General features: G+C 68.0%; 13 protein-coding genes. 2 read left to right on the top strand and 11 right to left on the bottom strand.

The window, feature by feature from the left end; all coding sequences use genetic code 11:
- Positions 1-44: 44 nt before the first annotated feature.
- From bioD to ACIA12_RS28440, 9 genes are all read right to left on the bottom strand, one after another.
- The gene (bioD, locus tag ACIA12_RS28480) at positions 45-707 is read right to left on the bottom strand and encodes a dethiobiotin synthase (protein WP_396370117.1); all 663 of its coding nucleotides are present in this window, start codon (positions 705-707) and stop codon (positions 45-47) included.
- Positions 704-1873: an 8-amino-7-oxononanoate synthase gene (locus tag ACIA12_RS28475; protein ID WP_396370116.1), complete on the bottom strand. Its 1170-nt coding sequence runs from the start codon at positions 1871-1873 to the stop codon at positions 704-706. The genes bioD and ACIA12_RS28475 overlap by 4 nt, the downstream gene beginning before the upstream one ends.
- Positions 1873-3183: an adenosylmethionine--8-amino-7-oxononanoate transaminase gene (bioA, locus tag ACIA12_RS28470; RefSeq protein ID WP_396370115.1), complete on the bottom strand. Its 1311-nt coding sequence runs from the start codon at positions 3181-3183 to the stop codon at positions 1873-1875. Before bioA ends, ACIA12_RS28475 begins: the two co-directional genes overlap by 1 nt.
- A complete protein-coding gene (locus tag ACIA12_RS28465) occupies positions 3170-4186 on the bottom strand; it encodes a zeta toxin family protein (RefSeq protein WP_396370114.1) in 1017 nt (338 codons plus the stop codon). Before ACIA12_RS28465 ends, bioA begins: the two co-directional genes overlap by 14 nt.
- Positions 4183-4488 (bottom strand): hypothetical protein, encoded by a 306-nt coding sequence (locus ACIA12_RS28460; RefSeq protein WP_396370113.1) that lies wholly within the window; start codon positions 4486-4488, stop codon positions 4183-4185. The genes ACIA12_RS28465 and ACIA12_RS28460 overlap by 4 nt, the downstream gene beginning before the upstream one ends.
- 26 nt (positions 4489-4514) lie before the next feature.
- Positions 4515-4703, bottom strand: coding sequence for a hypothetical protein (locus ACIA12_RS28455; RefSeq protein WP_396370112.1), 189 nt, complete (start codon positions 4701-4703; stop codon positions 4515-4517).
- On the bottom strand, positions 4700-5695 hold the full coding sequence (gene bioB / locus ACIA12_RS28450; RefSeq protein WP_396370111.1) for a biotin synthase BioB: 996 nt from the start codon (positions 5693-5695) through the stop codon (positions 4700-4702). The genes ACIA12_RS28455 and bioB overlap by 4 nt, the downstream gene beginning before the upstream one ends.
- A gap of 506 nt (positions 5696-6201) precedes the next feature.
- Positions 6202-7911, bottom strand: coding sequence for a GMC oxidoreductase (locus ACIA12_RS28445; RefSeq protein ID WP_396370110.1), 1710 nt, complete (start codon positions 7909-7911; stop codon positions 6202-6204).
- Positions 7912-7987: 76 nt separating this feature from the next.
- Positions 7988-9580, bottom strand: a complete 1593-nt coding sequence (locus tag ACIA12_RS28440; RefSeq protein WP_396370109.1) for a succinic semialdehyde dehydrogenase — start codon at positions 9578-9580, stop codon at positions 7988-7990.
- Positions 9581-9882: 302 nt separating this feature from the next.
- Here ACIA12_RS28440 and ACIA12_RS28435 point away from each other — a divergent pair, with 302 nt between their 5' ends.
- Together ACIA12_RS28435 and ACIA12_RS28430 are read left to right on the top strand one after the other, a co-directional pair.
- Positions 9883-11322, top strand: coding sequence for a hypothetical protein (locus ACIA12_RS28435; protein WP_396370108.1), 1440 nt, complete (start codon positions 9883-9885; stop codon positions 11320-11322).
- A gap of 54 nt (positions 11323-11376) precedes the next feature.
- Positions 11377-12294 (top strand): TIGR03086 family metal-binding protein, encoded by a 918-nt coding sequence (locus ACIA12_RS28430; protein ID WP_396370107.1) that lies wholly within the window; start codon positions 11377-11379, stop codon positions 12292-12294.
- Between the two features lie 17 nt (positions 12295-12311).
- Here ACIA12_RS28430 and ACIA12_RS28425 read toward each other — a convergent pair whose 3' ends face one another.
- Together ACIA12_RS28425 and ACIA12_RS28420 are read right to left on the bottom strand one after the other, a co-directional pair.
- A complete protein-coding gene (locus tag ACIA12_RS28425) occupies positions 12312-12719 on the bottom strand; it encodes a hypothetical protein (RefSeq protein ID WP_396370106.1) in 408 nt (135 codons plus the stop codon).
- A 49-nt stretch (positions 12720-12768) separates the two neighbouring features.
- The gene (locus tag ACIA12_RS28420) at positions 12769-13875 is read right to left on the bottom strand and encodes a GuaB3 family IMP dehydrogenase-related protein (RefSeq protein WP_343976728.1); all 1107 of its coding nucleotides are present in this window, start codon (positions 13873-13875) and stop codon (positions 12769-12771) included.
- Positions 13876-13878 lie beyond the last annotated feature (3 nt).

The following is a 13878-nucleotide window of genomic DNA, read 5'->3' as shown; positions in this document are numbered from 1 at the left end:
AGAAACCGATCTCCTACAGCTTGGGAGATGTCAAAACCTGCAACTCATTCGAACCAGCCGGCCGCCGCGGCAACGAACGCCTCTCGCTCCAGCGTGCCGGCGCCTTCCGGGATCCGGCCGATCACCGGTACACCGGTTGTCGTCGGCAGGTCCTCCAAGTTGCACTGCTCGGCCAGCTCCGGGTCGGCCGGCCATGACCCGATCACCAGCCCGGCGATCGGCAACCCTCGCGCCCGCAGCGCCTCGACCGTGAGCCCGGCGTGATTCAACGTCCCGAGCCCCGCGCGAACAACAACCACGAAGGCGAACGGAATCTCCAACCGGGCAGCCAGATCCGCCAGATCGTTGCCATCGTCATCCAGCCCGACCAGCAACCCGCCCGCGCCCTCGACCAGGACGAGATCCCGATCCGCCGCAAGCTTCTCGATCGTCCGTGCGTGCTCGTCGACCGACGGCAACGCAACCCCCTGCCGCCGCCCGGCCGTCGTCGGCGCCAGCGGTTCGAGCAGGCGGACGCCTTCATGCAGATCATTCAGCCCGGTCAGCCGCTCGACGTCCTGCAGATCACCCGGCTCAGCCGCCGTCACACCGGTCTGCGCAGGCTTGACCACCGCCACACACCCATCAGCACTCGCCGCAAGGGCGGCCGTCACCACGGTCTTCCCCACGCCCGTGTCAGTGCCGGTGACGAACAGAACCCCGCTCACGAAACCTCCCGGATCGCATTGGTGATGACTTCACAGGCTCGTTCGAGGTCCTCGGCCGACAACCCGGCGTGCGCCGTCAACCGAAGCCGGCTGATGCCATCCGGTACCGACGGCGGTCGGAACACCCCGACCCGTACTCCGGCAGCCAAGCAAGCCTCCGCTGCCGCGACTGCTTCCCGCGGACCCGGCATCGGCACCGAAACGACGGCACCCGAAGACGGATTGACCGCACACACCTCAGCCAACCGAGCCGCCGCCTGATGAATCTGCGCCGGCCGATCCGGCTCGTCCTGCAGAACCCTCAGGGCAGCAAGCGCTGCCGCGCAAGCAGCCGGATTGAGACCGGTGTCGAAGATGAACGACCGCGCCCGGTTGACCAGATGCTCACGCAGCACGGCCGGTCCGAGCACAACCCCGCCCTGACTGGCCATCGCCTTCGACAACGTCATCGTGACGACCACATGCTCCAGCCCGGCCAACCCAGCCGCAGCCACCGAACCACGCCCGCCGCCGGTGACTCCCAGCCCATGCGCTTCGTCAACCACCAGCACCGCATTGTGCTCCAACGCCAAAGCAGCCAACTGCTCAAGCGGCGCCGCATCCCCCAACACGCTGTAAACCGACTCGACCAGTACCACCGCATGCGGCTCGCTGCGCTCAGCCAGCACCTTCCCCACAGCCTCGACATCACTGTGCGGCACAACCTCAACCCGAGACCGCGCGAGTCGGCAAGCATCAACGATCGACGCATGCACATGCTCATCCGAGACCAACACGGTCCCAGGTCCCCCCAAGGCAGTGACGACGCCGAGGTTGGCCAGGTACCCGGAGGAGAAGACGAGCCCGGCCTCATGCCCGGCGTAGGCGGCCATCTCGGACTCCAACTCCGCGTGCAGAGCGGTGGTACCAGTCACCAGCCGAGAGGCAGTAGCCCCCGCACCCCACTCCCGCACAGCAGCCACCACCGCCTCCACCACCCGCGGATCCCGCGCCAACCCGAGGTAGTCGTTACCAGCCAGATCGATCAGCACCTCATCAGCCGCCCGAGCCCGCAACCGCCGAGTCAACCCCCGAGCCTCCAACGCAGCCGCCTTCGGCGCCAGCCACCCAGCCAGCCCAGCCGCCCCGGCCTGCTCCCCCTCCACGCCTTCCCTTTCCACCGTCATCAGTTGCCTTCGGCAATTGCTTCGGTGATGGCTGTGGTGATGGTGGTGATTTCTTCATCTGTGCAGACGTAAGGCGGCATCGTGTAGACGAGGTCGCGGAACGGGCGGACCCACACGCCTCGGCGGAGTACGGCATCTGTCATGCGTTTCATGTCGACAGGGCCGGCTAGTTGGACGACGCCGACGGCGCCGAGGACCCGGACGTCCTTCACACCAGGCAATGACGCAGCCGGCGCTAGGCCCGTGGTCAGGCCAGTGGAGATCTCACTGACGCGCGTGGCCCAGTCCTGCGACAGCAGCAGGTCGATGCTTGCCAGCGACACCGCACAGGCGAGTGGGTTGGCCATGAAGGTGGGGCCGTGCATGAGGGCGCCGCCCGGACCGGCTGAGACCGTGTGGGCTACGTCTGTGGTGCAGAGGGTGGCCGCCATCGAGAGGTAGCCGCCGGTGAGTGCCTTGCCGATGCAGAGGATGTCGGGGGCGATGCCGGCGTGCTCGGAGGCGAAGAGCGTTCCGGTACGACCGAAGCCGGTGGCGATCTCGTCGAGGATCAACAGAAAGCCGTGCTCATCGGCAAGCTCGCGCAGCAACTTCAAGCAAGCCGGGCTGTACGGATACATCCCACCGGCCCCCTGCAGGATCGGCTCGACGATGATCGCCGCCACCTGATCCCGGTACTGCGCCGCCAGCGCTCGCATCGAAGCCGCCCAGGCCAGGTACTCCGGATCATCATCCGCCCGATCGAACCCAGCCGGCGGCTGCGGACCGAACACCTGCTCCTTCAACGCACCCGTGAACAGCGAATGCATCCCGTTCACCGGATCGCACACGCTCATCGGCGCGAACGTGTCGCCGTGGTACCCGCCCCGGACGGTCAGCATCCGGGTCCGCCCGTTGTTGCCGCGGGCAACCTGGTACTGCAGCGCGAGCTTGATCGCGACCTCGACCGACACCGACCCCGAGTCGCAGAAGAACACGTGCCGGATCGGCTCCGGCGCAATCTCCACCAGCCGCTCAGCAAGCCGCACCGCCGGCTCATGCGTGAGCCCGCCGAACATCACATGGCTGAACTCGTCGACCTGAGCCTTCAACGCCGCATCCAGTACCGGATGCCGATACCCGTGGATCATGCACCACCACGAAGCCATCGCATCGATCGCCTCGACCGTGCCCCCGGCCCCGTCGTCCAACTGCAGCCGCACCCCGGCGGCCCCCCGCACCAACCTCATCGGCGCCGGCTCCGTCAACGACGAATACGGATGCCACAACAACGCGGCATCCCGCCCGAGCAGTTCCTCACTCGACCCCATGGGCCCGCGTTCCCTTCTCCGTACCTGTCACCCGAACCGCGGCCTTCGCCACCACGCCCCCAACCGGAGGCCCGGCCCGGACCGGCGCTACCCCCGCATCGGCCAGCCGCACCGTCATCACGTCCTTGTCCAGCAACGGCCGCGCCAGCGCCTCGATCGTCTTCGCCTCCGCAGCCACCGACTGCTTGGCCGCGGAGTCGCCCAGCTCCGCCGCACCGCTCCGCACTCGCCGAACGCTGTTCAGGTGCTGATGTGTCTCCTGCGGCGACCACGGCCGGTTCCGCTCCGCAGCGACTGCCTCCGCCGTCCCAGCGGGCCGTTGCCACTGCCCGTCCGGGCCGAGCTGGTTGCTGTAGACGACCTGCGCGTCGCGGCGGACGACGAACACCCGGTCGGCGAGCCGCTCGTCGTCGATCGCGTCCGACGCCCGGAGTACGCCGTCGTAGCAGGCGTCGTGGATCTGCGGATCGATGAACCGCCCGCTGCCGAACTCGTTCTGCTGCTGGACGTACCGGTCGAGCGCCCCCAGCCGGCTCTGCGACTCATGCACGGCGACGATCAGTACCTCGACCTGGTACCCCGCGGCCCGGAACCGCCGGGCGGGTTCCTCGAAGTCGCGCGGATCACGCATCGCGGACTCCATCACCACGTCGAAGCGCTGCTCGATCGCGTACGCCTCCGCCTTCTCCATCCACTTGTGGCCGTCGATGCTCGTATAGGCACCGGCGGTGAGATCATCCTCGGCGACCAGCTGGTCGTAGCGCGGATGCTGCGGCTTGTAGGTGTCCAGGTTGATGTTCACCGGCGTCCCGCGCCTGGCCAAGGCGGTAGTGGCGAGCTCGGTGACGGAGGTCTTGCCCGCGCCGGTCTGGCCGGCGACGAACACCACCACCGGCCGGTCCTGCCGGGTGCCGTCGAGCGCTGTCCGGACGATCCGCGACCGGAAGATCTGCTCGTTCTCGGCCTCGGTCAGCAGGTAGCGAGTGCGGTCGACATCGTTCATCTGGTTGCGCGCAGCGTCGCCAGCAAGGCGCGGCACTCCTGGCGGACCGCCCGTACTGCCTCCTGGTCGGCCGGTGACAGCGCGCGACGGCGGTCGGACCAGGCGTGCTGTTCCTGGATCCAGTTCTCGATCTTGGCCCGGTCCGGCTCGGCAGTGGCTTCCTCGCGGCCGATCAGACCGGAGTAGGCGCCGATCACCAGGTTGATGCCTTCCACTGCCACCTCGTAGGAGACGCCTTCCTCGGCGGTCCAGGTGGCCTGGCCCAGATTGGCCAGCACGCTGTCTTCGGGTGAGGTGTCCATATCCGCACGGTATTCGATGATGACGCTCAGCCGGTCGAATCGCCGTGGACGGAGCACTTGGCGGTCCAGCCCATCGGATGGACCTGGACGATCATCCGGCGGCGGCAGTCCGCGCAGTACCGGGGTGGTTCCAGCGCCAGCGCGCGACGGCAGTCCTCGTGACTGCCGTCGGCGGTGTCACGGCCGCAGTGGCCGCAGTAGAGCAGAGTGGTCATAGCGTCTTCTGGAGTTCCTTCACCGGCATCTTCAGGTCGGCCAGCAGGTCCAGATCAGCGGTGGCCGGGCGGCCCAGCGTGGTCAGGTAGTTGCCGACGATGACGGCGTTGATGCCGCCGAGCAGGCCCTCGCGGGTACCGAGGTCGCCCAGCGTCAGCTCACGGCCGCCCGCGTACCGAAGTACCGTCTTCGGCATCGCCAGCCGGAACGCGGCGATCGTGCGCAGCGCGTCCTTGCCGGCCATGATCTCCATGTCGCCGAAGGGAGTGCCCGGACGCGGGTTCAGGAAGTTCAGCGGTACTTCGTGAGGCTCCAGCTCAGCCAGTTGCGCGGCAAGCTCGGCCCGCTGCTCGAGCGACTCGCCCATCCCGACCAGGCCGCCACAGCACAGCTCCATGCCGGACTCGCGGACCATCAGGCAGGTCTCCCAGCGCTCCTCGAAGGAGTGCGTGGTGACCACGTCGCCGAAGTACGAGCGGGCCGACTCCAGGTTGTGGTTGTAGCGGTGCACGCCCATCGCCTTGAGCTCGTCCACCTGCTCCTGGGTCAGCATGCCGAGCGAGCAGGCGATGTTGATGTCGACCTCGGCGTTGATCGCCTCGATGCCGGCCTTCACCTGCGCCATCAGCCGGGCGTCCGGGCCACGGACGGCGGCGACGATGCAGAACTCGGTCGCGCCGGTCTTCGCGGTCTCCTTCGCAGCCTCGACCAGCTCGGGGATGTTCAGCCAGACCGCCCGGACCGGCGAGGTGAACTGGCCGGACTGCGAGCAGAAGTGGCAGTCCTCCGGGCAGCCGCCGGTCTTCAGCGAGATGATCCCCTCGACCTCGACCTCTTCACCGCACCACTTGACCCGTACTTCGTGCGCGAGCGCCAGCAGGTCGTCGAGTTGTTCGTCCGGCGATCGCAGGACCTCGACCAGCTGCTCCTGGGTGAGGCCGATCCCTCGCTCCAGAACCTGCTCACGCGCCACATCGAGGATGTCGTTCATGGTTCTCCTGCCTCATCGAACGGTCGGCCCACAGTAAGCCAGGTGCCGACCGCCCGCTGCGAGCGGTATCACCCCGCCGAAAAAACTTTTGGCCGATCTCGTAACCCCTTGTGAGTGGGCTCGTTGATGTGTGCAGAGGCGGTGATCGCAAGAACACCGCTTCCGATTACGAGGAGCGACTGCAAGGTCGCACATTACGAACAGCACGCAGAGTGATTACGGTCACCGCGAGCAGGTCAAAATGGCTCGGATCGGTAGTAGAGTGAGGATCACGAGCTCGGGTCGCCAGCTATGGTTGGTGACCCGATCCCAAAGCGCCGGGCGCCTCACCCCGGCTTGAGTGAGCCCCTCGGGAAACGATTTGGGCGGAAACGTTCCCGAGGGGCTTGCTCCCTTTTAAAAGCAATTCAAAGCCTCAGACACATTGTCTGAGGCTTTTTCACTTTCACAGCAGTGCATTCCAGTCCCGTGACCATCACTGGTCCCGGGACTTTGTTATCGCTGGGTCACGGTTTCGTCACAGCCTGCTTGTTGGTGATCTCCACGATCGGCAGCCGCAGGGCACCCGGGGCATCCGCGGGCACCACCGGGCTGCCCGGTGCGACCGGCGACACCTTCCGGTACTCCGTCCCGATCGCCGGCCGCGGGTCCTCGTCACCCTTGTTCGGCCAGAACGCCAAGGCGCGCTCGGCCTGGGCCGTGATCGTCAGGGACGGGTTCACTCCGAGGTTGGCCGAGATGGTCGAGCCGTCGACGATGTGCAGCCCGTCGTAGCCGTAGACCCGGTGGTACGGGTCCACCACGCCGGTCTCGGCCGAGTCGCCGATCGCGCAGCCGCCGATGAAGTGCGCCGTCATCGGCACGTTGAACGGCTCGCCGATCGTGCCGCCCGGTGTCCCGCCCATCAGCTTCGCCATCCGCCGGACCACCTCGTTGGCGACCGGGATCCAGGACGGGTTCGGGGCGCCGTGGCCCTGCTTGGAGGTCAGCCGCCAGCGGCCGAACCGGTCGCGCTTGCCGTAGGTGGTGATCGAGTTGTCCTCGGTCTGCATCACCAGCGCGATCACCGTCCGCTCCGACCAGTGCTTCAGGTCGTACAGCCGGCGCAGGTTCTTGCGCTGCAGACCCATCTCCCGCAGCCAGGTCCGCCAGCGCGGTTTGTCGCCACCGCCGTCGGTCAGCACGGTCTGCAGCAGCGACATCGCGTTGCTGCCCTTGCCGTACCGGACCGGCTCGATGTGGGTGATGTCGTCGGGGTGGAACGACGAGGTGATCGCCACCCCCTTGCTGTAGTCGACCGTCCGGTCCAGGGCGATTGCCCCGAGCAACGACTCCGAGTTGGTCCGGGTCAGCACGCCGAGCCGGTCCGACAGGTGCGGCAGCTTGCCCTCGTCGCGCAGCCGGTGCAGCAGTTTGGCGGTACCGAGGGCGGAGGCGGCGAAGATCACCTGCTGGGCGGTGAATCTGCGGACCGCCTTCCGGTTCGACGTCCGCCGCGTCTCGATCGTGTAGCCGCCACCGGGCAGCTGCTCAACCGACGTCACCGTGGTCATCGGGTACACCTGGGCGCCGGCCTTCTCGGCCAGGTACAGGTAGTTCTTGGTGAGCGTGTTCTTCGCGTTGTGCCGGCAGCCGGTCATGCACTCGCCACAGTCGATACAGCCGGTACGCCGGGGTCCCGCGCCGCCGAAGAAGGGGTCGTCGACCTCGACGCCGGGCTCGCCGAAGAACACCCCGACGGGGGTCGGGTGGAAGGTGTCACCGACGCCCATGTCGTCGGCGACCTGCTTCATCACCTTGTCGGCGGGCGAGAAGTGCGGGTAGGTGGTGACGCCGAGCATCCGCTTGGCCTGGTCGTAGTACGGCGCGAGCTCGGTCTTCCAGTCGGTGATGTGCGCCCACTGCCGATCGGTATAGAAGGCCGGCAGCGGTTCGTACAGGGTGTTCGCGTAGACCAGGCTGCCGCCGCCGACCCCTGCGCCGGACAGGATGATCACGTCGCGCAGCGCGCTGATCCGCTGGATCCCGTACATCCCGAACCGCGGCGCGAAGAAGAACCGCTTGCTGTCCCACGACGTCTTCGCGAACCCCTGGTCCTCGAACCGAGGCCCGGCTTCGAGCACCGCGACGTCGTAGCCCTTCTCCACCAGCCGCAACGCGCTGACGCTGCCGCCGAAGCCGGACCCGATGACGACGACATCGTGGTCGAACGTCATGCCTGTCCTCGCTTCGCTCCGGGCAGGCATGACGTTCGAAGAACGCTGTGTTGGATTGTGACCTCGCTTCGCTCGGTCATGCGCGGCCCAGTTTCTTCAGCACCCGCAGGGCTCCGGTCATCAGCTCGGCGTAGGCCTCGTCCTTGAGTCCGTGCGAGGCGGCGATCGGCAGGACGCGCTGGGTGGCGATCGCCTGCGGGTCGACGTACCGGCGGATGCCCTCGGCACCCTGGCGGCGGCCGAGGCCGGAGGAGCGCATGCCTCCCATCGGGGTGTCGATCGAGCCGAAGGTCGCGGCGTAGCCCTCGTTGACGTTGACCGTGCCCGCTACCAGTTGGGCGGCGACCGCGCGACCGCGGCGGCCGTCCTTGGTCCAGACGCTCGCGTTCAATCCGTACTCGCCCTCGTTGGCGCGCTCGATCGCCTCCGACTCGTCGGAGAACCGGTAGACCGACACCACCGGCCCGAAGGTCTCGTGGTCGAAGCACTCCATCTCGGGCGTCACACCGGACAGCACGGTCGGCTCGTAGAAGAGCGGGCCGATGTCTGGCCGCGGCTTGCCACCGGCCAGGACGACGGCGCCGTGCTCGCGGGCGTTGTCGACGTGCCGGGTGACGGTCTCGAGCTGGGCCTTGGAGATGAGCGAGCCCATGTCGACGTCCCAGCCGGTGCCGGCCGAGAGCTTGAGCTTCTTCACCCGGTCGAGGAAGGCGGTGATGAACGCGTCGTAGATCTGGTCGGCGACGTAGAGGCGTTCCATCGAGACACAGAGCTGGCCGGCGCTGTTGAAGCAGGCGCGTACGGCACCCTCGGCTGCTCGGTGGACATCAGCGTCTCGTAGTACGAGCATCGGGTTCTTGCCACCCAGCTCGAGGCTGCAGCCGATCAGGCGCTCGCCGGCCTGCTGGGCGACCAGCTTGCCGGTCTTGGTCGAGCCGGTGAAGCAGATGTAGTCGGTGTTCTGGATGATCGCGCCGCCGACGGTCGGGCCGTCGCCGTTCACCGGCTGCCAGGCGTCGCGCGGGAGGCCGGCCTCGTAGAGCAGCTCGATCGCGCGCAGGGCGGTCAGCGGCGTCTGGCTGTCGGGTTTGTGGACGACGGTGTTGCCGGCCATGATCGCGGGCAGGCCGTCGGCCATCGCCATGCTGAGCGGGTAGTTCCAGGGCGAGATGATGCCGACGACACCCTTCGGCACGAAGCGCTGCTCGGCGCGGGTGAGCACCGGGAACATGCCGAGTTTGCGCTGTGGCGCGAGCAGTTCGGGGCCTTTGCGGGCGTAGTACCGGGCGGTCAGCGCGACGTGCGCGACCTCCTCGAAGGCTTGTTTGCGGGCCTTGCCGGACTCGGTGATCACCAGGTCGACGAGTTCGTGGCGGTGGTCCAGGACGAGGTCGTGGTACCGCAGCAGGATGGCCGAGCGGTCGGCGAACGAGGTGCCCTTCCAGCTCCGCTGCGTCTTGCGCGCGGACCGGACCGCGCGCACCACGTCGTCCGGACCGGACACCGGCAACTCGGCAACCGGTTGCCCGGTCGCCGGCGCGTAGGAGGTGCGGGTACCCGCCGTGGCGCGCAACAGACCGGCCAGCCGGCGGATGACCGACTGGTCGGTCGCGTACGACGCGGTCGGGTCGAGCTCGGGGTCGGCAGGGATCGAGGTCTGCTCGCTCATGCAGCCAGGCTACCTGTCGGTAACAGCTCGTGTCAGTACCTGCAGTCCGCACGATGTCGTGCCCCCGAACGCGAGCGGTCGGGCAGGTCTTGGCGCTAGTGTCCTGAGTCGGAGGTTCGCGCAGACAGCTCCGGTGTCCAGGTGCGTGCATCGCGGTGCTGGCGGAGCGTCCTCGATGCGGAGCATCGTGGATGCTTCGCCAGTGCCGCGAGGTGCGTGCCTGGGCGCCGGAGATGTGCGCGAACTTCCGACTCAGGACACTAGGGTGAGCGATTGAACCTGTGAAGGGGTGGAACGTAAAGATGGTGGACAGCGGGGGGCTCTGGACGCCCCCTGAGGACGAGCTCGGTGAGGCTCTGCAGACGGCCCAGGTGCTGATCGAGGAGGGCCGCGCCGACGAGGCCGGGCCGTACCAGCAACGCGTCATCGAGCTGGCCAGGGAGCGCGCCGGGGATCGCCCGGATCACTACGAGGCCAAGCATCTGATGGCGGCGACGCAGTACGAGCTGGCCGGATCGCTGAACGCCTCGGGCCGGCACGAGGAAGCGCTTGCCGCTCTGCACGAGGCCCAGCTGGGCTATACCGAGCTGAGCGATGCCGACGTACTGGACAGCACCTCGTTCCTCGCCGACGTGCGCGCGCGGCGCGCTATGACGCAGGCGCATCGCGGGTACGGGGCGACCGCGGTACTGGAGATGGACGGCGCGGTGATCGCGTACGGGCAACTGGTCGGCGGCGCCGACGGTCTCCTGCACCAGCCGGACTTCGCCAGGGTGCTCGCGATGAACGCGCTCGTCCTCCGCCGGTACGGCGATCCCGACCTGGCTGTCGCGTCCGCCGATGCGGCGATCCAGTTGTTCCTGCAACTGGCCGACCAGATCAACGCGAGCTCGCAGTCCCTGTCGTACGCGCGCTATCTGTGCTCGGCGACGGCGGTGTCGGCCGACATCCACGCGGCCGAAGGACGGCTGGACCTCGCGCTGGAGGCTGACGAGATCGGGCTGAACACCGCCGACACGCTGGCCGACTCCGAGTCGGCGACCGACCTGCGCACGCTCGTCTCCGCGCTGACCCGCAAGGGCAAGCACCTCGCCATCGTCGGCCGGGTGCTGGAGGGCGAGAACTGCGTCCGGACCGCGTACGCGACCGACCCGACGACGGCCGCGCTCGTCACCGAGGAGCTCGAGCGCGGCGTACCGCCGTCCTTGACCACCGCGCTGGAGACGGCGGAGATCAAGCTCGGTCCGTACGAGCAGTACCACCGGCTGCTCGCCCTGAGCGAGCCCGCGCCGGGGATGACGCTGGCGACGGTGTCCGGCCGGACCGATCCGGAGTCGGCGGCGGTACGGGCCACCGAGCTCGCCGAACTGGTTCGCCCGATGCTCGCACACGACGCCGAGACGGCGCTGACGCTGGGGCTGGAAGCGCACTACCTGTTCGCGATCTCGTCGGAGCGCGAGTCGCAGCGGATGCGGTACGAGACGAGCACGTACGCGCCGGTCTGGGCGAAGGTGCTGCTCGACATCTCCGGGGCGTACCACGCGAGCGGCCAGACCGAGATGGCGCTCGATCTGGCCGGCTGGAGCGCCGAGGTGGCGACCGCGCTCATCCCGTTCACGATGACGGATCTCGAGATGAAGATCCTGGCCGGCGACTGTCTGCGCCACCACGGTGACCTGCTGGCCGCGAAGGGTGACTTCACCGCCTCGCAGCACGCTCACGAGGCGGCCGCCCAGCTGTAACCATTGACCTGCTTCTCGCCCCAGGCGCACTCTGGCGCTGAGGGGGAGGTTGTCATGGACGTTGTGGAACTGCATCGCCGGGCGGTCGCGGAATTCGTCCGGCAGGTCGCTGCGGTCCGGGCGGATCAGTGGGGCGCGCCGACGCCCTGCGAGGACTGGGATGTGCGTGAGCTGGTCAACCACGTGGTCGGCGAGGAACGCTGGACGGTGCCGTTGATGGCGGGCCGGACGATCTCGGAGGTCGGGGACTCACTCGACGGTGACCTGCTCGGCGATGACCCTGCCGCGGCTGCGGATCAAGCGGCCCGCGCAGCCCAGGACGCGTTGGCCGAGGGCATTCCGCGCGCTGCGACCGTGCAGCTCTCGTACGGCGAAGAGTCGGCCGCGGAGTACGCATATCAACTGGCGGCCGACCATCTCGTCCACGGCTGGGACCTGGCCGTCGCGATCGGTGGCACCGCCCAGCTCGATCCGGAGGTGGTCGAGGCGGTGTCGTCGTGGTTCAAGGACCGGGAGGAGCTCTATCGCGGTGGCGGTGCGATCGGCCCGCGGGTCGACGGGTTCTCCAGCGCTACCGATTCGCTGATCGGCGCCTTCGGCCGCGATCCGGCGTGGACGCCTGGTCATACGGCGGTCGCCTTGCTCGGTGCGGCTTTCGGCGCGGGTGATGTCGACGCGATCATGGCCCAGATGACGGAGGACTGCGTCTTCGAGTCGACCTCGCCGGCTCCTGACGGTGGGCGGTTCGAGGGCGCGGACGCAGTACGGGAGCAGTGGCGCAAGCTGTTCGCGGAGACGCCGGATCCGCTCTTCGAGACCGAGGAATGGGTCGTGCGCGGTGACCGGGCGATCGTCCGGTGGAGATTCTCCTGGGCTGACGGCGACGGCGGTCGTGGCCATGTTCGGGGCGTCGACGTACTGCGGTTGCGCGACGGCAAGGTCGCGGAGAAGCTCTCCTACGTCAAGGGTTGAGGCGTCAAGGGTTGAGGTCAGGCGTCCTGGGACGACTGGTTCTCGGCTCGGAGGGCGCCGACGAAGAGGCCGGCTTCGAGCTCCGTCATACCGGTCTCACTCACCACCAGGGCGGTGGCCTGGTGGAGTTCGCCGGCTGCCTTCAGGGCACGGGTGCGCTCGGCCAGGTTGGTACCGGGCAGACGCATGAGCGGGGTGTCGGTGATGGGCGGCACGTACCGCCCGTACCGGATGTCCTCGACCAGGTCGCGGGCGTGCTTGAGGTGCAGGTCGGTCCGGTCGTGCACGTACTTGACCGCGACCAGCGTCTTCTTCGTGGTGAGCAGAAAGCGGATCTGGTCGACGTCGTCCGACGTGAGCCGGGTACGTGCCTCGGCGAGCGCGGCGTTGTCGACCTCGGTACGGCGGCTGCTGAACAGTCCCATGAAGTAATCCTCGCAGACTCGGCAAACCGCCGCTTCCCGCGCCGCGAGGTCAGCCGACGACGACCTCGACCCGCTGGAACTCTTTGAGCTCGGTGTAGCCGGTGGTCGCCATCGCGCGCTTCAGGGCGCCGACGAGGTTCATCGTGCCGTCCGGGACGAACGACGGGCCGAACAGGATCTGCTCCATCGTGCCGCTGACGCCGACCTCGACGCGCTCGCCGCGAGGCAGGTCCGCGTGCCAGGCCTCGGCACCCCAGTGGAAGCCACCGCCCGGTGCGTCGCTCGCGCGGGCCAGCGGTGAACCGACCATGACCGCGTCGGCGCCACAGGCGATCGCCTTGGCCAGGTCACCGGAACGACCGACCGAGCCGTCCGCGATGACGTGCACGTACCGGCCGCCGGACTCGTCCATGTAGTCCCGCCGGGCCGCTGCGACATCCGCGACCGCGGACGCCATCGGCACTGCGACTCCGAGCACCTTGCGCGTCGTGTGCGCGGCACCGCCACCAAAGCCGACCAGTACGCCGGCAGCGCCCGTCCGCATGAGGTGCAGAGCAGCCTGGTGCGTAGCGCACCCACCGACGATGACCGGTACGTCGAGGTCGTAGATGAACTGCTTGAGGTTGAGCGGCTCCGCCTGACCCGAGACGTGCTCGGCCGACACCGTCGTACCGCGGATCACGAACAGGTCGACGCCCGCGTCGACGACGTGCTTGGCGAACTGCTTGGTCCGCTGCGGCGACAGCGCACCGGCCACCGTCACACCCGAGTCGCGGATCTCCTGCACCCGCTGGGAGATCAGCTCGGGCTTGATCGGCGCCGAGTAGATCTCCTGCAGCCGCGTGGTGGCCTGGTCCTTGCTGATGCTGGTGATCTCCTCCAGCAGCGACGTGGGATCGTCGTACCGGGTCCAGAGCCCTTCGAGGTTCAGCACCCCGAGCCCGCCGGCCTTGCCGATCGCGATCGCGGTCGCCGGCGACATCACCGAGTCCATCGGCGCCGCCAGAATCGGCAACTCGAACCGGTACGCATCAATCTGCCAAGCGACCGAAACCTCCTCCGGATCCCGCGTCCGCCGCGACGGCACAATCGCAATGTGGTCGAACGCATAAGCCTGCCGACCCCGCTTGGCCCGGCCGATCTCGATCTCGGTCATCTG

The sequence above is a fragment of the Kribbella sp. NPDC051620 genome, from assembly GCF_044453825.1.
Classification (GTDB): Bacteria; Actinomycetota; Actinomycetes; order Propionibacteriales; family Kribbellaceae; genus Kribbella.
The sequence above is the reverse complement of the archived record's forward strand: the minus strand, read 5'-3'. Positions and strand labels throughout refer to the sequence as shown.